Source organism: Ideonella sp. B508-1 (genome assembly GCF_000333615.1).
In the GTDB taxonomy this organism is placed as follows: domain Bacteria; phylum Pseudomonadota; class Gammaproteobacteria; order Burkholderiales; family Burkholderiaceae_C; genus Ideonella.
The window spans coordinates 1-447 of sequence record NZ_BADL01000532.1; the positions used below are offsets into that span (position 1 = coordinate 1).

General features: G+C 71.4%; 1 protein-coding gene. It reads right to left on the reverse strand.

The window, feature by feature from the left end:
* Positions 1-447: hypothetical protein (locus I73_RS29550; protein ID WP_040501257.1), on the reverse strand; the 447-nt coding region annotated here is incomplete at both ends.

Here is a 447-nt window from a genome sequence, read left to right on the forward strand (position 1 = left end):
GCGTTCATGACCGCAGCGAACGCCCGGCTCCAGGCGGGGCCGTCCGTCAGCTCGCTCTCATCCAGCCGCAGGTACGTCGACCACGGTTCGTCTCCGCGCCGATCCTGGCGGGCGCGCAGTGCCCCGCGCAGGACGACGGGGAGGATGGCCGCGAGCTCCGAGTCGTACCTCTGCGCGGCCGCGGCGATGCGCGCCACGCTCTGCGCGGACAGGTGCGTGGTCGTCGGATCGAGCATCGTGCGCATCAGCATCGCCATGGCCGCCACCACGACATCCGCCTCGCTGGCGAGGGCGTCGGCGGGGGTCGCGGTCGCGTTCAGAACGGACGTCAGCAGATCGAACCGCTCGCGCAGCTGCCAGATCCACAGCTGCGCCCGCGCTAGACGCACCTCGAGCTCGCCGTGACCGATGGAGAAGCGGGTCGCGGCAGCGAGGTTCTCCTCGTTG